22 protein-coding genes are annotated in these 18,721 nt (G+C 30.0%); 2 read left to right on the forward strand and 20 right to left on the reverse strand.

Going from position 1 to position 18,721, the window contains the following annotated elements:
- Window positions 1-10: 10 nt before the first annotated feature.
- Window positions 11-1,834 carry a translation elongation factor 4 gene (gene lepA / locus CD129_RS05840; RefSeq protein WP_115337379.1) on the reverse strand — a complete coding sequence of 608 codons (1,824 nt, stop codon included), beginning with the start codon at window positions 1,832-1,834 and terminating at the stop codon, window positions 11-13.
- A 234-nt stretch (window positions 1,835-2,068) separates the two neighbouring features.
- Here lepA and rpsT point away from each other — a divergent pair, with 234 nt between their 5' ends.
- Window positions 2,069-2,320, forward strand: a complete 252-nt coding sequence (gene rpsT, locus CD129_RS05845; RefSeq protein WP_078356505.1) for a 30S ribosomal protein S20 — start codon at window positions 2,069-2,071, stop codon at window positions 2,318-2,320.
- A gap of 38 nt (window positions 2,321-2,358) precedes the next feature.
- On the opposite strand, the gene holA is transcribed toward rpsT, so the two are convergent.
- Window positions 2,359-3,333 (reverse strand): DNA polymerase III subunit delta, encoded by a 975-nt coding sequence (gene holA / locus CD129_RS05850; protein ID WP_078356504.1) that lies wholly within the window; start codon window positions 3,331-3,333, stop codon window positions 2,359-2,361.
- Between the two features lie 91 nt (window positions 3,334-3,424).
- On the opposite strand from holA, the gene CD129_RS05855 reads away from it, so the two are divergent.
- Window positions 3,425-3,562, forward strand: a complete 138-nt coding sequence (locus CD129_RS05855) for a YqzM family protein (protein WP_078356503.1) — start codon at window positions 3,425-3,427, stop codon at window positions 3,560-3,562.
- A 41-nt stretch (window positions 3,563-3,603) separates the two neighbouring features.
- Here the strand turns inward: CD129_RS05855 and CD129_RS05860 are convergent, their stop codons facing one another.
- The 18 genes from CD129_RS05860 to pxpB form a co-directional block, all read right to left on the reverse strand.
- Entirely contained in the window at window positions 3,604-5,784 is a 2,181-nt protein-coding gene (locus CD129_RS05860) for a DNA internalization-related competence protein ComEC/Rec2 (protein ID WP_256681894.1), read from the reverse strand.
- A gap of 147 nt (window positions 5,785-5,931) precedes the next feature.
- Window positions 5,932-6,387 carry a ComE operon protein 2 gene (locus CD129_RS05865; protein ID WP_078356501.1) on the reverse strand — a complete coding sequence of 152 codons (456 nt, stop codon included), beginning with the start codon at window positions 6,385-6,387 and terminating at the stop codon, window positions 5,932-5,934.
- 61 nt (window positions 6,388-6,448) lie between these two features.
- Window positions 6,449-7,096 carry a helix-hairpin-helix domain-containing protein gene (locus tag CD129_RS05870; protein ID WP_078356500.1) on the reverse strand — a complete coding sequence of 216 codons (648 nt, stop codon included), beginning with the start codon at window positions 7,094-7,096 and terminating at the stop codon, window positions 6,449-6,451.
- A 46-nt stretch (window positions 7,097-7,142) separates the two neighbouring features.
- Window positions 7,143-7,859, reverse strand: coding sequence for a class I SAM-dependent DNA methyltransferase (locus CD129_RS05875; protein ID WP_115337377.1), 717 nt, complete (start codon window positions 7,857-7,859; stop codon window positions 7,143-7,145).
- Window positions 7,859-8,215, reverse strand: a complete 357-nt coding sequence (gene rsfS, locus CD129_RS05880) for a ribosome silencing factor (RefSeq protein WP_078356498.1) — start codon at window positions 8,213-8,215, stop codon at window positions 7,859-7,861. The genes CD129_RS05875 and rsfS overlap by 1 nt, the downstream gene beginning before the upstream one ends.
- A gap of 12 nt (window positions 8,216-8,227) precedes the next feature.
- The gene (gene yqeK, locus CD129_RS05885) at window positions 8,228-8,800 is read right to left on the reverse strand and encodes a bis(5'-nucleosyl)-tetraphosphatase (symmetrical) YqeK (RefSeq protein WP_078356497.1); all 573 of its coding nucleotides are present in this window, start codon (window positions 8,798-8,800) and stop codon (window positions 8,228-8,230) included.
- Window positions 8,790-9,362 carry a nicotinate (nicotinamide) nucleotide adenylyltransferase gene (nadD, locus tag CD129_RS05890; RefSeq protein WP_107509082.1) on the reverse strand — a complete coding sequence of 191 codons (573 nt, stop codon included), beginning with the start codon at window positions 9,360-9,362 and terminating at the stop codon, window positions 8,790-8,792. Before nadD ends, yqeK begins: the two co-directional genes overlap by 11 nt.
- 5 nt (window positions 9,363-9,367) lie before the next feature.
- Complete coding sequence (yhbY, locus tag CD129_RS05895; RefSeq protein WP_078356495.1) at window positions 9,368-9,658, reverse strand: ribosome assembly RNA-binding protein YhbY; 291 nt, start codon at window positions 9,656-9,658, stop codon at window positions 9,368-9,370.
- 2 nt (window positions 9,659-9,660) lie between these two features.
- Window positions 9,661-10,470 carry a shikimate dehydrogenase gene (gene aroE / locus CD129_RS05900; protein ID WP_107509081.1) on the reverse strand — a complete coding sequence of 270 codons (810 nt, stop codon included), beginning with the start codon at window positions 10,468-10,470 and terminating at the stop codon, window positions 9,661-9,663.
- A gap of 12 nt (window positions 10,471-10,482) precedes the next feature.
- Window positions 10,483-11,583, reverse strand: coding sequence for a ribosome biogenesis GTPase YqeH (yqeH, locus tag CD129_RS05905; protein WP_078356493.1), 1,101 nt, complete (start codon window positions 11,581-11,583; stop codon window positions 10,483-10,485).
- 2 nt (window positions 11,584-11,585) lie between these two features.
- Window positions 11,586-12,110, reverse strand: coding sequence for a YqeG family HAD IIIA-type phosphatase (locus CD129_RS05910; protein WP_078356492.1), 525 nt, complete (start codon window positions 12,108-12,110; stop codon window positions 11,586-11,588).
- A 230-nt stretch (window positions 12,111-12,340) separates the two neighbouring features.
- Window positions 12,341-13,030, reverse strand: a complete 690-nt coding sequence (gene mtnN, locus CD129_RS05915) for a 5'-methylthioadenosine/S-adenosylhomocysteine nucleosidase (RefSeq protein WP_115337376.1) — start codon at window positions 13,028-13,030, stop codon at window positions 12,341-12,343.
- Between the two features lie 66 nt (window positions 13,031-13,096).
- The gene (locus CD129_RS05920) at window positions 13,097-14,335 is read right to left on the reverse strand and encodes an NRAMP family divalent metal transporter (protein ID WP_115337375.1); all 1,239 of its coding nucleotides are present in this window, start codon (window positions 14,333-14,335) and stop codon (window positions 13,097-13,099) included.
- An 11-nt stretch (window positions 14,336-14,346) separates the two neighbouring features.
- Window positions 14,347-15,105: a 5-oxoprolinase subunit PxpA gene (gene pxpA, locus CD129_RS05925; protein WP_107509079.1), complete on the reverse strand. Its 759-nt coding sequence runs from the start codon at window positions 15,103-15,105 to the stop codon at window positions 14,347-14,349.
- A gap of 12 nt (window positions 15,106-15,117) precedes the next feature.
- Window positions 15,118-16,458, reverse strand: a complete 1,341-nt coding sequence (locus CD129_RS05930; RefSeq protein WP_107509078.1) for an acetyl-CoA carboxylase biotin carboxylase subunit — start codon at window positions 16,456-16,458, stop codon at window positions 15,118-15,120.
- A 12-nt stretch (window positions 16,459-16,470) separates the two neighbouring features.
- Entirely contained in the window at window positions 16,471-16,896 is a 426-nt protein-coding gene (locus CD129_RS05935; RefSeq protein WP_115337374.1) for an acetyl-CoA carboxylase biotin carboxyl carrier protein, read from the reverse strand.
- Window positions 16,897-16,899: 3 nt separating this feature from the next.
- Window positions 16,900-17,901, reverse strand: a complete 1,002-nt coding sequence (locus tag CD129_RS05940) for a 5-oxoprolinase subunit C family protein (RefSeq protein WP_107509076.1) — start codon at window positions 17,899-17,901, stop codon at window positions 16,900-16,902.
- Window positions 17,898-18,623: a 5-oxoprolinase subunit PxpB gene (gene pxpB, locus CD129_RS05945; protein ID WP_115337373.1), complete on the reverse strand. Its 726-nt coding sequence runs from the start codon at window positions 18,621-18,623 to the stop codon at window positions 17,898-17,900. Before pxpB ends, CD129_RS05940 begins: the two co-directional genes overlap by 4 nt.
- Window positions 18,624-18,721 lie beyond the last annotated feature (98 nt).

Consider the following 18,721-nt stretch of genomic DNA (forward strand, 5'->3'; position numbering starts at 1 on the left):
TGTTTCAAAATTAGTCTTCATCCATTTTAAGTACAGCTAAGAATGCATCTTGAGGTATTTCAACATTACCTACTGATTTCATTTTAGCTTTACCTGCTTTTTGTTTTTCAAGTAATTTACGTTTACGGCTAATATCTCCACCATAACATTTTGCTAATACATTTTTACCCATCGATTTAATATTTGTACGTGCGACTATTTTATTACCAATTGCTGCTTGAACTGGCACTTCAAATTGTTGTCTTGGGATTAATTTTTTTAATTTTTCAACTATTACTTTTCCTCTATCATATGCAAAATCTTTATGAACGATAAAACTTAATGCATCCACTTTTTCACTATTTAAAAGTATATCCATCTTAACTAATGTACTTTCTTGATATCCAATTAGTTCGTAATCAAACGAAGCATAACCTTTTGTATTAGATTTTAGCTGATCGAAGAAATCAAACACAACTTCTGATAATGGAATTTCATAAATAATATTCACTCTAATATCATCTAAATAATCCATTGTTTTAAAGTTACCACGTTTTTTCTGACACAGTTCCATAACAGCACCGACATAATCATTAGGAACCATCATTGTTGCTTTAACATATGGTTCATAAATTGTATTTATTTTTTGTGGGTCTGGAAATTGTGACGGATTATCTATTTGAACTTTTTCTCCATCTGTTAGTTCACATTCATATACAACTGAAGGAGCAGTAGCAATCAATTCAATATTAAACTCTCTCTCAATTCTCTCTTGAATGATTTCCATATGCAATAATCCTAAAAATCCAGTTCTAAAACCAAATCCTAGTGCTTGCGAAGTCTCAGCTTCAAATTCTAATGAAGCATCATTAAGTTGTAATCTCTCTAACGCTTCTCTTAAATCATTATATTTACTATTATCAATCGGATATAATCCACAGAATACCATTGGATTCATTTTTTTATATCCTTGTAGTGGTTTTTCAGCAGGTCTATTCGCTAATGTTATAGTATCACCAACGTTTGAATCTCCAACATTTTTAATAGATGCAACAATATAACCTACATCACCAACTGATAAATTTTGAACTGGAAGTTGTTTAGGTGTATTAATACCTACTTCTGTAACTTCAAATGTCTTCCCAGTAGACATCATTTGAATTTTATCTCCTACTTTAACAGAACCTTCAACTACTCTAATTGAAGAAATTACGCCTCTGTATGCATCAAATGAAGAATCAAATATTAAGGCTTGTAATGGATTCTCAGGATCACCTTCAGGAGGCGGAACCATTTCTACTACTTTTTCTAAAATATCTTCAATTCCAATATTGGCTTTAGCACTAGCTAAAACGGCATCACTTGCATCTAAACCAATTACGTCTTCAATTTCTTGTTTCACACGTTCAGGCTCAGCAGCAGGCAAATCAATTTTGTTAACCACTGGTATTAATTCCAAATCGTTATCTAACGCTAAATAAACATTAGCTAAAGTTTGAGCTTCTATCCCTTGAGCAGCATCTACTACTAATATCGCACCTTCACACGCTGCCAAAGAACGTGAAACTTCATATGTAAAGTCGACATGTCCTGGTGTGTCTATTAAGTGTAAAATATATGTTTCCCCATCTTTTGCTGTATAGTTCAATCGAACAGCATTAAGTTTAATCGTAATACCACGTTCTCTTTCAAGATCCATAGAATCAAGCAATTGTGCTTTCATGTCTCTTGTCTCTACAGTTTTAGTATTTTCCAATATTCTATCTGCTAACGTTGATTTACCATGGTCAATGTGAGCAATAATTGAAAAGTTTCTAATTTTATTTTGGCGCTCTAGGCGTTTAGTTCTGTCCATTTGAACTCCAACTTTCTCGTTAATTTTACATCTCTTAAATGTAAGTCGCATCTTTGATATGATACCGTCTTTATGAAATAAATGCAAACGTATTACCAAACTAACAATAAAGTGGTATGCTTTATAAGGAATGTGCAAATAATGATTGCACTTATGTCCTACATTTGATAAAATATTTTTTGTTGCAATCAAATAATTTTTGATCACGGACAACATACTTAGGAGGTGACTCTCATGCCAAACATTAAATCTGCAATTAAACGTGTTTCTGTAACAGAAAAGAAAGACGCTGCAAACATATCACAAAAAAATGATATGCGTTCAGCTGTAAAAGCTGCTAGAACTGCTATCGAAAATAATGCTGATAACAAAGGTGAATTAGTTTCATTAGCTGTTAAAAAAATTGATAAAGCTTCTAAAAAGAACTTAATCCATTCAAATAAAGCTGATAGAATTAAATCAAGCTTAATGTCTAAAGCTAACTAATTATTAAAGCTACAGAATTTTCTGTAGCTTTTTTATTTTTATATTTTTAAGATGAATAGTTCTAAAATAAGCACTTTATCCATATATGAAGATTTTAAATCATAGTCTGTTTCTGCACATACATCAATTGTTGCTAACAATCTTTCCAAAGATAATTTCCTCACTATACGAAGTGCAAGTTTAACTCTATATGGATGAACGCCTATTGTTTTAGCTATTTGTTGTTCACTATAATGCTTACTAGCTAATATTTTACATTGATAATATAACCTATAATTACTTGTTATCAATGCTAATAGTTTAATAGGCTCTTCTTTCATATTAATTAAATCTTTCAATAAGTTTATAGACTTCTCTTTCTGCCCTTTTTGTATATATTCTGTAAGTAAAAATACGTTTTGCTCTAACGAACGACTCACAATATCTTTTACATCTTGTTTATTTATTACCGCTTCATCGCCTATAAATAATACTAATTTATCAAGTTCAGCTTTTATTATATTAAACTGTATACCTGTAAGCTCTAAGAACGCTACTAATGCATCTTCTTTAATATCTTTGTATTGTTCATTTAAATAAGACTTAATCCACTGTTTTATTTCTTGCTCTGTCATTTGATCAATTTTATTTAATCTAGCATTTTTCTTAACAGATTTGACTAACTTTTTCCTTTCATCTAACTTTTCATTGAATACATCAAAAACAACTAATGTTTCCCCGTCATATTGCTCAATAAAACCAATCAATTGATCAACATTTTGATTAATATTATTTGTTACTTTTTCTCCTGTAAAAAGGTATGCATTCTTAATATGTACTACTTTCTTATCTGAGAGGAATGGTAAAGTTAATGCTTCTTCAATTGCGCTCGAAATGGATGTCTCATATAAATCATATTTTACATAGTTGAACTCATCGCGTTCTCCATCTAAATATTGATTGATAATTTCGTCAGATTTTTTCTCTATTAGTGCATCTACTGCACCATAATTCAACACAATATTATCTTCCAAAATAAGTCTCCCTCTCTTATAAAGTTCTAATTAAGTATAGCATTTTTAAGTTTATTATCATATAATGAATGTAAGTATAGGAGGGAGTCATATGAACAGATTTGAAGGTGAAAATACTCAAGGGCGTAACAATGACGTTAAAGACTCTGGAATGGGATTTTTAGTTGGTTTCTTATTCTTGGCTGCAATTTATATAATTGCTCAAGTATTTAGTTTACTTCCAAATTAAGATTTACATAATAAGACCATTTTTATAAAGCGTACAAAAATTCAATGATTTTTGTACGCTTTTTTATTATACTCATTTAATCCATTATTGACTCTTATACTATTTTCTTCGATTACAAAGTTTATCACTCCATAATCTTGTGTATTAAAGACTTTACATTTATTTCCTTCAAGCTTTTTTACTATTTTCTGGCTTGGCAATCCATATCTATTGTTACGACCTGAACTAATGACACATAATTTAGGGTTTACTTTATATAAAAATTCACCACTTGTACTAGTTGAACTACCATGATGACCTACTTTTAAAAGATCATAGTTTTGTTTTAAATCACTTATTATAATATGTTCTACTCTTTCTGTTGCATCCCCTGTTGCTAGTATTTTTTTATTGTATGCTTTTATTTCTGTAACAATAGAAGTATCATTTTTATCTTCATGATTTTCACTATCATTATTATATAATTGATAAATAGATTCACCAATTTTTAATTTATTGATATTTCTACTATCTATTATATTTGTGTTAGTATTAGCAACTTCACTTATTAATAACTTTAAATATGGACTATCCCACGTCTTTTGATTGATAACTAAATTTTTAATTTCAACTTTCTTTATCAAATTGCTCAATTCACCCATATGGTCAGCATGAGGATGCGAAATGATTAAATAATCAATTCGATTATAGCCATTCTCATGTAATTCCGGGACCAGCACTGAATCAGTATAAGTAAATTCTTTATTCCTAATTTGCCATTTTTTCTTCTTTCTCTTATCTTTGCCTCCTGTATCAATCATAACTACTTTATCTACATCTTGATGATAAGCAATCATTGCGTCTCCTTGACCTATATCTAAAAACTTCAAAATCACCCTATCATAATTCGGTCTTATGGATATAGCTAAAATTAATATTGAAAATATAGTTATTGATTTAACGATTTGTTTTTTAAGCACTAAAATTGAAATTGATACTACAACTATAAATATTAAAAAATATAAAAATCCATCTAGATTTCTAACAACTAAATCATTGATTGGTATATTATTTATTTTCTCAATTAAGTCAATTGTTTTACTTAGTAAGGTTTCAATAACATCACTCAATAAAAATGGTACTTTTTTAAATATGATAAATATGATTAAAAATGTCATTACGAGAGGAAATATTATTAGCTCAAAAAGTGGAATAAAAATAAAATTACTTATAAAACCGAGCCATTGAAAAGTATTAAAGTGGAGAATCAAAATAATAAATGAGGATAATTGCGATATTATATTTATGGTGAATATTTTATAGAAGGTTGTAAATGTTTTAATAATTGGAATACATAATAGGATAAATGTGGAAATAATATAAGATAATTGGAAGCCAATGTCAAATATGACATAAAGATTATAAAGGGTATATAAAATGAATGTAATAGATAAAATTTGCAATGAATCAATATTCGTAATTCTTTTAATAACCATATATACCATAACGACACCAACAGCTCTTAAGACGCTAGGACTTAAACCTGTCAAAATGGCGTATAACGGCAATGCTATAAAAATAATCAACTCCGCATGGTTGTATTTCACATTAATTCTTAGTAAAAATCGAAATAAAAATACATTGACTAATGCAACATGAGAACCACTAACAGCATACAAATGATAAATTCCTAAATTTTTTAATTGTTCTATTCTTTCAGATGATAAATAACGTGTTTCACCTAAAGTTAAGGCGATAATATCATCTATATTTTTTACGTCTAGTTTTTTAAGATTTTGTATTAACCTCTCTCTGTAAAGTTGTCCCTTCTCAATAACATTTAAATAACGCTTTTTACAACTTCCTACTGAAAAATTTTTCAGTTTTAATACTCCGTCTATTTCATGCTCTAGCAAATATTCGTTATAATTAAACTTTAAATTGTTAGTGTTAGGCAACGTGATTGTTTTGTTATAAGTAATGATGCAATTCTTCATAAATGGCATTGTGTTTAAAAGCTTATTTTTTTCATGTTCATTTTTCAATTTGTAAAACACTTTATATGATTTACCATTTATATCGCCATTAGCTTGAAATAAATCTCCATCTATAAGCACTTTATCTCCAAATTCTATTACGTTAGTGTAACTTTTATGATCAATAGGAATATTAAAAGAATCAATTTGAGGTAATAATAACTTTGGATATGTTAAATAGCCCATGAAGATAAACGATAAACTCATTATCATTATTTTAAACGAGTGGAGCTTAATAAAACAGCTTAACGAAATGATAATGAGTATGGATAATCCTACATATAAATTTAGATGAAAAATATAGCCACATAATAAATAAAGTGCAAAATAAAACCACATATATTTATTCAACCATTAATTCAAATATTTAATAATATCTTGTGGATGAAAATCAATTTTTTCATAATGTACACCTGACTGTTCTAATAACTGAATTGCATATGTATGATTATGATAATCTTCAGCATAATAAATTTGTTTAATACCTGCTTGAATTATTGTCTTAGTACAATTTAAACATGGAAAGTGTGTAACATATATTGTTGCGCCTTCTGTAGAAACACCGAGTTTAGCACATTGAATAATAGCATTCATTTCAGCATGTATTGTTCTAATACAGTGACCATCTACCACTAAACAACCATTATCGATACAATGTTCTTCTCCAGAAACTGATCCATTATAGCCACCAGCAATTACTCTATTATCTTTCACGATTGTAGCGCCAACCGATAGTCTTTCACATGTTGATCTTAATGATAAGAGATGACTTTGAGCCATAAAATATTCTTTCCATTGTATTCTTTCCATTCCATATCGACCTACCTTTCATATAACCTTATTGTAATTATTTAAAAGTGTAATTGCAATTTCAATCTAATACAATATATTCCTTTAATGATTCAACTGTTTTTTCTCCAAAACCTTTAACTTTTTTTAAATCTTCAATAGTCTTAAACTCGCCTTTTGTTTCCCTATATTGTACGATTGCTTCTGCTTTATTAGGACCAATACCTGGTAATTTTTCTATTTCTGCTTTATCACCTGTATTTATATTAACTTCTATCTTGTTTTCTGTGGGCTGATTTAACATTGCACTAGAAACATGTTCTCCTTGTGATGGCACATAAATATACATTTGGTCCTTTAATTTCTCAGATAAGTTTATTTTTGTAATATCTGCGTTGCCTTTTATTTGTGCTTTCTTTAATACATCATCCACTCTATCTGATGTTTTCATGTTATATGTATTCGGAAAATTGACTGCACCTTTCACATCTACAATGACATTTTTATTTGCTTTTTCTTCTGGTGATGACTTTGCTAACTCTTGTTTATCTTTGTTCTCAATGGATGTTTCAATCGTCTCACGATGAATTGAACGATCTTCCATATTCATTTGTTCTGAGTCTGGCTCAATAAATAAAAATTTAAATACAACAAATAATAAAATTACGCCTATTAAAACGAAATGATAATTGTTACGTATCCAATCTTTTATTTTTATAACATTATTCAAAAAAACACCTCCTACTTTATTAAACGTAAGAGGTGTAAATGATTACTTATTTTTGCGCAACAATAAAATGTCTATCGCCATCTTCATTGTAATCATCGATATTAAAATCTGTAAAAACGTTCTTCACTTCAAAACCAGCAAATTCTAAAAGTTGTTTATATAATGGTATTTCAAATGTTATTTGATAATGTTCTTCATCAAATCTTTCGTATAAACCATCTTCTCTTTCAGCAAAAAATGACATTTGATGATATACACTATTCGGTTCTTCGCCTGCAATTGCTTGCCAAGTTAAAGTTAAGTGTTCTGATTCATCAATATAGTTACAATTATTAAACTGGTGATTCATTTTATGAATTGAATGAACATCAAAAATTAGTAAACCATCTTTCTTTAAGTAATTGTTTATATAGTTAAATACTTGAAGAACATCTTCCGGATCAGTAACATAGTTTAAACTATCACAAAATATCGTAATGACATCATAATTTTTGGGTAAATCTAAATCTCTCATATCTTGGCAATACCAATCAATATTTGGATTTCGACTTTCAGCTATTTCTAACATTTCAGCACTTAAATCAAGGCCACTAACATTACCAAAGTCTAAAAGTTTAGTAGTTAGTCTCCCAGTGCCACAACCAATATCTAAAATTTCATTATCATTACTTTTTAAAAAATGACCGACTATTTCTTTCCATTTGTCATATGGCTGATCATCAGTTAATAAGTCATAATAATTGCTCATACGATTGTATGCCATTAATTAGCAACCTCATCTAAAGTAATGAATGGTGGTGCATCTTTATATAATCTTTCTAAATTATAATAATCACGTTCTTCTCTATGGAAAACATGAACAACTACATCACCTAAGTCGATTAATATCCATCTTGCTTCGTTAAAACCTTCTAATCTTTTTACATTTATGTCATTAATTTCAGCTTCATCTTTAACATTTCTAGCGATAGCTTGAACTTGCTTATCACTATTACCATGACAAATAACAAAATAATCCGAAATGTCACTTATACCTTGCATATTAATTGCTATAATATCTTCAGCACGCTTATCATCACATGCTAATATACTTTGTTTCATTAATTCATTCGAATTCATTTAACCATTCCTTTATTGTTCTGAATGCAAATTATAATAATTCAAACATTCAATAGTTTTTAAGTGTACTGTTTTATCTTTATTAATTAAATGTAAGACAGTACGTTTTGAAATTTCATAAACAGCTTTATCTAAGCTACGTTCTTTGAATACGATATCTCTAATTTCTTCAACACCCGGTGTAGTTCTTTTAGGCTCGATATAATCAGCGATAAAAATAATTTTTTCAGTCTTGTTCATTTGAGCTCTACCTGTTGTATGACTATATATAGCATAATAAATTTCTTCATCATCTATATCATATAGATCTTTAAGACGAGCTGCAGCAACCGGTCCATGTAATATCTCTGATCCATAGCTTAATAAATCATGCCCTAAATCATATTGAGTCACACTTTGATATAAATCTGAAAGCTCTTCATATTTACATAAATCATGCAAAATACCTGCTAATTCAACTTTTTTAGAGTCACCATCAAAAATTTCTGCTATTTTTTTTCCTGTTTCTGCTACTCTAATTGAATGATTATATCTTTTTGAAGGCAAAGTTTCTTCTACTAACTTTACTGCTTTTTTAATTTTCATACAATCGTCCCCTTTTGATATATGTTTCAATTCTTGGTGTAACCAACATCTTTATCGATTGACGATTTTTAGATCGATTACGAATGTCTGTTGAACTTATATCTATTCTAGGTATGTGTAAAGCTAACATACCTTCATGAACATCTTGGGTATCGACTTCTCTATTAACAACTACAAAAGTTAACATATTTTTCAATTCCTCTATGTTTTTCCATTTATTCAAATTTTCATATTGATCGGAACCAATAACAAAATAAATTTGATAATTAGGATATTCACTTTGAAATTCTTTTATTGTATCAAATGTATAACTTGTACCTTTTCTATCAATTTCTCTTTTATCAACTACACCAAATTGTAAATCTTCAATCGCTAATTCTAACATATTTACACGTTCAGATTCTATAAGATAAGCATCATTATGTTCTTTAAGTGGAGACTGATAACTAGGTAAAAATATAAATTCATCTGGTTGAATAAAATGATATGATTCACTCGCGACTAACATATGACCAATGTGAATAGGGTTAAATTGGCCACCATATATCACTAATTTTTCCATAAAAATTAAGGCAGTTCTATTTTTTTGTTTTCGTTAGATTCTTTATATATAACAATGATATTTCCAATAAGTTGTACGAGTTCACCATTAGTCTGTTTTGCAAGAGTCGCCGCTATTTCTTTATGATCATCCATATTATTTTGTAAAATATGCACTTTAATTAATTCTCTTTTTTCTAATGCTTCTTTCACTTGTTCTATCATATTTTCATTTAATCCACCCTTACCTATTTGAAAAATCGGGTCTAAATGATGTGCTTCTTTTCTTAAATATCTCTTTTGTTTACCAGTTAACATAATTATCTCCTTTTTAATTCGTTTTTTACTTTATTTTTCATTTCTTCAATAACTGCTTCTTTGCCAGTCCATATTTTAAAGCTTTCAGCACCTTGATATACAAACATATCCAATCCATTGTATATTGCTAAACCTCTTTTTTCACAAGCTTGTAAAAAAGGTGTTTTATTTGGGATATAAATAATATCACATACTAAAGTATTTTTATTTATATTTTCTATTGGAATAATGAGTTCACTGCTACTTTCATTCATCCCAACAGGTGTTGTATTTATAATAATATCAAATGTATTTAGTATATCCTTAACGTCTGTTAAGCTCATAGCTTCTACATCTAGTTTCCAGTTATCAAACCTAGTTATACTACGATTAGCAACAGTAATTTTATTATTGGTAAATTTCATCATTTCTGACACAATGCCTTTACTAGCACCACCAGCACCGAGCACTAAAATATTATCATTATCTATTGAGCCATGCTTGTCTATTAAGCCTTTAACAAAGCCAATACCATCAGTATTATAACCTATCCACTTATCATCTTTCACTAAAACTGTATTTACTGCTCCTATATGCTCTGCACTTGGAGATATTTCATCTAAATACGGAATAATTGATTCTTTATGTGGAATCGTAATATTAAAGCCATTTAATTCATTTTCTTTAATAATTTCTTTAATGTACTGAAAGTCTTGAGGTGATACGTCCAAAGCGCTATATTGATCATTTCTACCTAAAGCATTAAAATTAGCTACATGCATAATAGGTGAAAGAGAATGGCTTATAGGATGACCAATAACTCCAAATTTCATTTAAATCACCTCTTATAAAATTGATGTTCTCAATGTAACTTCCACTTCTTCAGGTGCAATTACATGTACTTCAGCACCAGCATCAACAGTCACAAATCCTAAACCAGAAATCATAATATCTTGTCTTTCAAATTCAGTTGTAACTTCAGTTTTCTTTAAACGGTCAAAATCAAAGTTTGTAGGATCATATGGTGGCTTTAGAATTTCACCAATTTGACGATTCCATAAATCATCAGCATTTGCTAACTTTGTTCTATGAATATTTAAATCATTAGAAACGAAACATGTTAAAGAACGTCTGCCACCACTTACATAATCCACTCTAACTAATCCACCTAAGAATAAACTTTGTTCTTCATTTAATTGATAAACTTTTGGTTTTATTTCTTTTTTAGGCATTACAACTTTTAACTCTTTGTCCGTTACATAATGTGTCATTTGATGACTTTGAATAATACCTGGTGTATCAAACATATAAGAGTCATCATCTAGAGGGATATCTATCATATCTAAAGTTGTTCCAGGGAAATGACTTGTTGTAATGACTTCTTTCTCACCAACACTTTTCTCAATTAATTTATTAATTAATGTTGATTTCCCGACATTGGTTGTACCTACAACGTACACATCTTTACCGTCACGAACTTTTTCAATTATATCTAGTAAGTCATCAATTCCTTGATTTTTATATGCAGATATTAAAACTACTTCATCAGGATTTAAGCCGTAATCTTTTGCTCTACTTCTAAGCCATATTTCTACTCTTCTTTTATTAATTGCTTTAGGTAAAATATCCATTTTATTTGCTACTAGGACAACTTTTTTCTTACCTACTATATCTTTTAAACGATGTATCATTGATCCTTCTAAATCAAATACATCAACTACATTAACAATCAAACCATCTTCGTTATGGAGTGATTTCAGCATATTTAAAAAGTCTTCACTTGTTAAATCAACATCTTGAACTTCATTATAGTTTTTAAGTCTAAAACATCTTTTACAAATGACATCTTCTTTACTCAAACTAGATTGTGGAACATAACCTGCTTCTTTCGGATTATCAGATTGAAGTGTTGCACCACAACCAATACATTTAGCTATTTCTGTCAAATTTATTCCTCCCAATTAATTAAACCTTTTCTCTTGAAATAGTTTAGGAATCTTCTCTCAATTAAGCGATTGAATTTTGTAACTAAACCATCTGTTTTTTTCACTGGTACTACCATTATTGTATAAAGTCCATTTCTATTACCGCCAAAAACGTCAGTTAACATTTGATCACCTATCACAACGACTTCAGATTTATTAACGTCCATTAAATTCGAAGCTTGTCTAAATGCTTTACCTCTTGGTTTGCGTGCTTTGAAAATATAATCAATGTTTAACGTCGATGAAAATGATGCGACACGTTCTTGATTATTATTTGATACAATCGTTACGGTAATATTTTGTTCTTTCATCTCTTCAAACCATGTTCGTACTTCATCAGTTGGATCTTTAACATCCCAACCAACTAAAGTATTATCTAAATCTGTAATGATTGCTTTTATATTTTTTGATTTTAAATGTTCAGGCTTAATATCAAAAATAGACTGAACATATTCATTTGGCAAAAAGTATTTAGTAAAAATTCCCATTATTACACCTCAATATTATTCTTATTTTAACATAAATTAAAAGGACATTCCTTTTAGTTGAATACAAAATAAAAGTGTTGCAAATCGAATTAGATTCGCAACACTAAATATTATTCAGTAATTTCACGGTCAGATTCTTTTTCAACATCTGTATTCGCAAAAATCACAAAACCAACAAGTGCTGTAGCAATGACAGCGATAGCCATTAATATTAACATGATACTGCCTCCTTATGCCACTCTATTTAATAATAATTTTACAATTTTACTGGAATTCACGCAAGCTACTTTTAAGAATTCTTCAAAAGTAACATCTGATTCTTTATCTGCTAAGTCTGAAACTGCTCTTGTAACAATGATAGGTACGTTAAATTGGTGACACGTTTGTGCTATAGCGCCAGCTTCCATTTCAACGACGCTTGATGTAGGAAAGTTAGATTTGATTTCTTTACGCTGTTCTAACGATCCAATAAAACTATCACCAGTTGCAACTTCTCCAACAATACCATTTAAGTTCAGATTCTCTATAGATGACTTCGCAAGAGATATCAATTCTTCTTTTGTTTCATAATATTCTGGCATACTTGGAACTTGTCCAAATTTATAACCAAATGCAGTCGCATTAACATCATGATAATAAACTTTATTACTGATGATTATATCTCCAATATTTAATTGATTGTCTACTGATCCAGCTGACCCCGTATTAATAACAAGTTCTGGATTGAATTCATCAATTAATAATGTAGCTGTAATAGCAGCATTGACTTTACCAATTCCACTTTGTGCAAGTATAATTTCTTTGCCCTCTAATTGGCCTCTATAAAAAATAACATGTGCTTTTTGGATTGTTTCTATATTTTCAATAGATGACTTTAAAATTTCAACTTCTTCTTCCATTGCTCCAATTATACCAATCATGCTTATCACTCCATCATTTTCATTCTTATTTATATTAACATAATTAGCATACTTTGAAACATGTTTTTAGTTATTCCATAAATCTTGTAATCCTTGTAATGATAATATGCCAGCAATTAATGTAGTTAAGACGGCAATGATACCAATTATAATCATCCAAGCTGGATGTTTATAATCACCAACAATACTTTTCTTTCTAGATGCTATAAGAATTGTTCCTAATGTGATTGGTAATATTAGTCCATTTAATGCTCCCGCAATGATTAGTAATTTTACTGGTTTACCTATTGTTAAGAAGACAATAGATGAAACGACAATAAATATAATTATAACTAAATTTCTATGATTTTTAATAGATGGATGTAATGATTGGATAAAAGTTGTACTTGTATATGCACAACCAATTACTGACGACAGTGCTGCTGCAAACAAAACAACTCCAAACACTTGTTTACCGACTGGACCAAGTACATGTTCAAATACTGACGCAGGCGGATTATCTGGATTTAAAGTAAAACCAGTTATTACTACACCAAGAACAGCTAAGAATAAAAATACGCGCATAACACCTGTTGTTAAGATTCCTGATATTGCTGCTCTATTAACAAATGGTATGTAATGTTTTCCAGTGATACCTGCTTCAAGTAATCTGTGTGCACCTGCAAATGTGATATAACCCCCAACTGTTCCACCCACAAGTGTAATAATTGGTACAATCAGCTTATTTATATCGTCTGGTGCAACCATTTTTTGTGCTGCTTCAACTACTGGTGGTTTTGTTAAAACCATTATATATGCAACTATTGCGATCATCAGTACACCTAAAATTTGTGTAATAATATCTACAACTTTTTGTGCGTTTCTAACTATAAATATTAGAATTGCTAATACACCGGTAATTCCGGCACCTATTCTAACGTCTATCCCAAATATAGCATTTAAACCGAGTCCTGCACCAGCTACATTACCAATATTAAAAGCTAAGCCTCCTATAGCAATTAAAATAGCAATAACTGTTCCTAACCCTTTAAACACGTCATTCGCTATATCTTGCCCACCTTTACCAGCAACCGTGATCACGCGCCATATATTAATTTGAGCACCAATGTCAATTAATATGGATGCGAGAATAGCGAATGCAAAACTCGCCATAAATTGTTCAGTGAATACTGCAGTCTGCGTTAAAAATGCTGGACCGATAGAAGAAGTAGCCATTAAGAAAACAGCACCCCATAAAATTCTTCTATGTTTATTTGTGTATTCAAACGGTTTGTTTAAATCCTCATACCCTTTATTCTGTTTCATAAATTGACCTCCTAGTTCATTGCACTAATTTGTATACTTTCAGATTTAAATTGATTCACAATTTCTTTAACAAAGTCTAGTGCATGTTGGCCATCGCCATGTACACAAATAGTGTCCGCTTCAATCGATATTTCATTGCCATTTATCGTTTTAACTTTAGATTCTTTAACCATTTTAATCACTTGTGCAACAGCCTTTTCAGTATCTTTAATGAGTGCACCTTCTTTTTTACGAGAAACAAGTTGTCCATTATCTTCATAAGCTCTATCAGCAAAAACTTCGCTTTTATAAGTTAATTTGTGCCTTTTACAAGATTCGATTAATTCACTATTTGACAAACCTACAAACAATAGCTGATCATCGAAGTCTTTTACTGCTTTAACAATTGCATCAGCTATCTCAGGATTTTTCGCACCCATTTGGTAAAGTGCACCATGAGGTTTAACATGATAAATCTTAGTATTATGAATTTTACAAAATCCTGACAACGCACCTAGTTGGTAGATCACTAAGTCGTATACTTCATTTGGTGTAACATCCATATTTCTACGACCAAATCCATTTAAATCTTGAAATCCTGGATGGGCACCAATGTGTATATTATGTTCAACAGCCTTTTTAACTGTTTCATTCATAACATGTTGGTCACCTGCATGAAATCCACAAGCTATATTTGCAGAAGTAATCAACTGTAAAATAAGTTCATCATTACCTAGTTTATAATTACCAAAACTTTCTCCTAAATCGCAATTCAAATCAACTTGTACCATGTAGCATTCTCCTTAAACAATTTTATGTTCATGTAAAAATTTAATCGTAATGTCATTTTTTATATATGGTTCATAGCTTAATACGCGATATAGAAAATCTAACGTAGTTGGAAAACCATCTATTACAGTTTCTTCTAAAGTACCTTTCATCTTCTCAATTGCTTCCAGTCTATCTGTTCCTTTAACCAATATTTTAGCAACTAAAGAATCATAATACGGTGGTATTAAATAATTATCATAAAGCATACTATCCACTCTCGTATTAAATCCATTTGGTAAATGTAGTGCTTTTACTTTTCCAGCTGCAGGTCTAAATTCTTTTTCAGGATTCTCAGCATTTATTCTACACTCGATCACATGACCATCAAACCGAATATCTTCTCGACCAATTGTTAAGTGCTCGCCATTTGCCATTAATATTTGCTGTTTTATTAAATCTACACCCGTTAATAATTCCGTTACAGTATGTTCTACTTGGATACGCGTATTCATCTCTAAAAAGTAATATCCATCATCCGTTAGTAGAAATTCAATTGTTCCTGCACTTTCATAATTACAGGCTTTAGCAGCTTTAACTGCATCATCATGGAGTGAAGTGCGTGTATGTTCATCAAGTGCTGCGCAAGGTGCTTCTTCAATTAGTTTTTGATTTTTTCTTTGAATAGAACAATCTCTTTCACCTAAATGAATGACTTCACCATGACTGCTTCCTAACACTTGTACTTCAACATGTCTTGCCTTATCAATAAATGTCTCAATATATACACGTTTGTCGCTAAAATATTTCTCGCCTTCTGATTGTGCCTCTTTAAAGCATTTTTCTAATTCAGATTCGTCATTAACAATTCTTATACCTTTACCTCCGCCACCACTAGCAGCTTTTATTACAAATGGATAATCAACTTCTAATGCAACATTACGTGCTTCTTCAATCGTTTTAACTTCACCAATCGAACCAGGTATAATAGGAACATCAGCATGATACATTGTTTCTCGTGCTTTGATTTTATCTCCCATTAAATCCATTGTATTATAGCTTGGGCCAACGAAAATAATATTCTCTTCTTCTACTCTTTTTCTAAAAATAGTCGATTCAGATAAGAAACCATATCCTGGATGAATAGCGTCAGCTTTGCTCATTTTACAAGCTTCTAATATTCGATCAATGTCTAAATAACTTTCGGCAGATTGATTTGGTCCAATACAAATAGCTTCGTCAGCAAGTTGAACATGCAAACTATTTTTATCGACTTCAGAATATATTGCAATTGTTGTAATGTTCATCATTCTACATGTTCTTATGATTCTAACAGCAATTTCTCCTCTGTTTGCTATTAATAAACGTTTAATCATTTCAATCCCCCTTTACTTTAATGTGATGATTATTTGTCCATATTCTACTGGATCTCCATGACTAATATGAATACCTTCAACAACTCCGTCATATTCACAAATAACTTCATTCAATACTTTCATAGATTCTATGTACCCTATTGTTTGACCTTTTTTAACTTCATCTCCAACTTTAACGAGTGGATTGCTTAATTGTTCTTCATCTTGTAAATAAAATGTTCCTAAGATTTCTGCATCAATAGTTGCATGATTATGTTGTTGTTTATTTTCCGAGATATTGTTATCCTCTTCACTTACTACAGTTTCAGGACTCGTTCCTTCAGATATCTTATTTTTTAAATCTAATTCTAATTCAATAGATTTGTCTTTATAATTCATATAAGAAACGTCATTTCTTTTCATTAATTTGATTACTTCTTCTATTTTTTTGATATTCACGCTTTATTCCCCTTTTATAAGTTTTGCAATTTTTTTAGATTTTGGTCTAATATTACTTAAATCTTTATATTTGTTTAATTTAATAGATTTTATGTCTTGATTCATTTGATGAATATAATCTTTGTAATCTTTTGTAGCTTCTTCTACAGAAACCCACTTAAATTCAATATGGTCATGTGCTTTTAATTGAGCAAGTTTTTCTCGACCTGCAAAACTAACTGTAGCAATTTTGGTATATCCCCCTATAGTTTGGCGATCATTTAAAAGTATAATAGGTTGCCCATTATTAGGTACTTGAACACTCCCTGGTGCGATTGGTTCAGATATAATATCAGCATTTTCTAAATGAACTAAATTTTTGTTACCATTTAATCTATACCCCATTCTGTCTGACATTTCAGAAATACTATATATTTGATTTACTAGTAACTGATGAGATGCCGTATCAAATTGATCAAATTGAAGTCCTTTAATGATCGGAATTGTATGAGGGTCTTCTATACTTTTAATGTTAAAAGTATTGCCTATAATGTCATGATTTAGCGCTTTTTCATTGAAATAAAATACATCATTTCGTTTTAAAGTTCTACCATTATATCCGCCTATTCCACTTCTCGTATGTGTGGAAGCGCTTTCTAAAATGTGTTTAATTTTTAATGATTTATGAAATGCCAAATAACCTCTTGCACCTGATTTAATTGTTTGTATTTTAAGAATTTGTCCCTTCTCAACATATACAGCAGTATTCACCGGAATTTGTTGTTCATCTAAAAATATCTCTGCATCTTGAGCTACAAAAGCAATTATATTTGAAGCATTAAATTGTAATACGGGTCCATTCATCGTAATTTCTAGAACTGCCCCATCATCATTATCAACTAATGCATTAGCTATATTATATAAATATTGACTCATAACTCCTGCTACAGAGAAGCCATCTTTTTCATATTTTGTTCTTCCAATATCTTGTACAGTTGTAAATAGACCTGGCTTTATACATTTCATTTCATTTCACCTACCAATTGACTATAATCAAATCGTCCTCTTTTAATTTCTAAATCAATTTTGTTAAATTCTTCTTCTTCTATAGATTTAAATGAAATATAATCGCCTGCTTCATATAAAATCATAGGATTTCTCTCTAAATTAAATACATCAATTGGTGTACGACCAATAATTTGCCATCCGCCAGGAGACTCTTTTGGATATAAGCCAGTTTGATTATGAGCTATACCGACAGAACCTGATTTAATTTTACTTCTAGGTGTCTCTTTTCTTGGTGTATATATTTTTTTATTTAATCCACCTAAAAATGGAAATCCTGGTAAAAAACCTATTGCATATATTAAATATTTTTCTTCTGTATGTAATTTTATAACTTCAGCTTCAGTTATGTTTGCGTGTTCTGCTACAACATTTATGTCTGGACCATGTTGTTCCCCATAAACAACAGGTAAAGTAATTAATTTTTTAGATTTAACATTATTTTGTAAATTAAAATTAACGTTTTGCAGATTTAACTCTTTAATTAAAGTATCAAAAGAATATTGTTGTGCATCAAAGGCTACCATTAATGACCTATATGAAGATGTCACACTCAATATTGCTGGATGATTAATACCCTCGATATATAACGATATAGTTGAAATTTTTTCTCTTATCACAGAATCAATTTCATTCTTTTCGTAAATCATAAAGTGCGTTTCGTTAATTTGCTGAATATCCAATATACCACCCCTTTATACATTCTTTGTATAATATTCAGATTATTATAACTTTTTTACCTTATCATAATACCATGATTTTTGCATAAAAAAAAAGAGGC

Origin of the sequence: Mammaliicoccus fleurettii (assembly GCF_003970575.1) — a bacterium.
In the GTDB taxonomy this organism is placed as follows: Bacteria; Bacillota; Bacilli; order Staphylococcales; family Staphylococcaceae; genus Mammaliicoccus; species Mammaliicoccus fleurettii.

Excerpts from the sequence above, each read along its gene's own strand:
- CD129_RS05865 (WP_078356501.1), bottom strand. The coding sequence starts at position 6,387 with ATGGAAAGAATACAATGGAAAGAATATTTTATGGCTCAAAGTCATCTC.
- CD129_RS05940 (WP_107509076.1), bottom strand. The coding sequence starts at position 17,901 with ATGAAATGTATAAAGCCAGGTCTATTTACAACTGTACAAGATATTGGA.
- CD129_RS05875 (WP_115337377.1), bottom strand. The coding sequence starts at position 7,859 with ATGGCATACAATCGTATGAGCAATTATTATGACTTATTAACTGATGAT.
- rpsT (WP_078356505.1), top strand. The coding sequence starts at position 2,069 with ATGCCAAACATTAAATCTGCAATTAAACGTGTTTCTGTAACAGAAAAG.
- rsfS (WP_078356498.1), bottom strand. The coding sequence starts at position 8,215 with ATGAATTCGAATGAATTAATGAAACAAAGTATATTAGCATGTGATGAT.
- aroE (WP_107509081.1), bottom strand. The coding sequence starts at position 10,470 with ATGAAATTTGGAGTTATTGGTCATCCTATAAGCCATTCTCTTTCACCT.
- CD129_RS05910 (WP_078356492.1), bottom strand. The coding sequence starts at position 12,110 with ATGGGAATTTTTACTAAATACTTTTTGCCAAATGAATATGTTCAGTCT.
- CD129_RS05930 (WP_107509078.1), bottom strand. The coding sequence starts at position 16,458 with ATGATTAAACGTTTATTAATAGCAAACAGAGGAGAAATTGCTGTTAGA.
- CD129_RS05855 (WP_078356503.1), top strand. The coding sequence starts at position 3,425 with ATGAACAGATTTGAAGGTGAAAATACTCAAGGGCGTAACAATGACGTT.
- lepA (WP_115337379.1), bottom strand. The coding sequence starts at position 1,834 with ATGGACAGAACTAAACGCCTAGAGCGCCAAAATAAAATTAGAAACTTT.
- CD129_RS05860 (WP_256681894.1), bottom strand. The coding sequence starts at position 5,784 with ATGAGTTTATCGTTTATCTTCATGGGCTATTTAACATATCCAAAGTTA.
- yqeK (WP_078356497.1), bottom strand. The coding sequence starts at position 8,800 with ATGAAAATTAAAAAAGCAGTAAAGTTAGTAGAAGAAACTTTGCCTTCA.
- pxpA (WP_107509079.1), bottom strand. The coding sequence starts at position 15,105 with ATGGTACAAGTTGATTTGAATTGCGATTTAGGAGAAAGTTTTGGTAAT.
- CD129_RS05920 (WP_115337375.1), bottom strand. The coding sequence starts at position 14,335 with ATGAAACAGAATAAAGGGTATGAGGATTTAAACAAACCGTTTGAATAC.
- nadD (WP_107509082.1), bottom strand. The coding sequence starts at position 9,362 with ATGGAAAAATTAGTGATATATGGTGGCCAATTTAACCCTATTCACATT.
- yhbY (WP_078356495.1), bottom strand. The coding sequence starts at position 9,658 with ATGTTAACTGGTAAACAAAAGAGATATTTAAGAAAAGAAGCACATCAT.
- mtnN (WP_115337376.1), bottom strand. The coding sequence starts at position 13,030 with ATGATTGGTATAATTGGAGCAATGGAAGAAGAAGTTGAAATTTTAAAG.